Annotated in this window: 1 protein-coding gene; it reads right to left on the bottom strand. The window is 55.8% G+C overall.

The genetic code is table 11. The annotated features are described in order from the left end of the window. Positions 1 to 570, bottom strand: a 570-nt coding sequence (locus ACYVHB_RS32915; protein WP_461056341.1) for an N-6 DNA methylase, incomplete at both ends; no start/stop codon positions are given.

Raw genomic sequence — 570 nt, 5'->3', positions numbered from 1 at the left:
GGCATCGAGCTCCTCAGGTGAGAGGGAACCGGAACTGACAAGCTTTGAGGAGACATCGTCAAAAGCAGCCCCGGTTTCCACCTCTTCTCCCATAATTTCGAAGACGTGATCGAGACGCTGCCTGTTCATCACAAGCTTGGAAGGGAGCTCGATCTGAAGCCCGGCGTACGAGCTTCCTATTTGATATGTGACGACACCTTCTGGATCTTTCGGATCAGCCGCGGGTGAGTAGATGGCGTCGGCCAGCAAGATCGGCACTTCAAACGATTCCCCAGGTGCATCCCTGAGAAGGTCAGCGATTTCAATCAGAAAGTTCACCCGTGAAATCTGGACGGCCAGCGGATTAAGGCCAATGCCCCAGACGCTGTGACAGAGGTGTGCAAGAGTCTCTTTAGCTGTCCACCCTGCTTCCTGGGCTTCCTGCCTCTTGCGTCGGATGGCTGCAATGAGAAACGCACCGGATCCGCAAGTGGGGTCGAGAACGCGGCCTTCCAACCACGACGGAAACTCTGCGGCTTCCATCGTGAAGTCAACGAGCCAATCCGGCGTGTAGTACTCGCCCAGAGTTTG

The sequence above is a fragment of the Spirosoma arcticum genome (assembly GCF_054779955.1).
The sequence above is the reverse complement of the archived record's forward strand: the minus strand, read 5'-3'. Positions and strand labels throughout refer to the sequence as shown.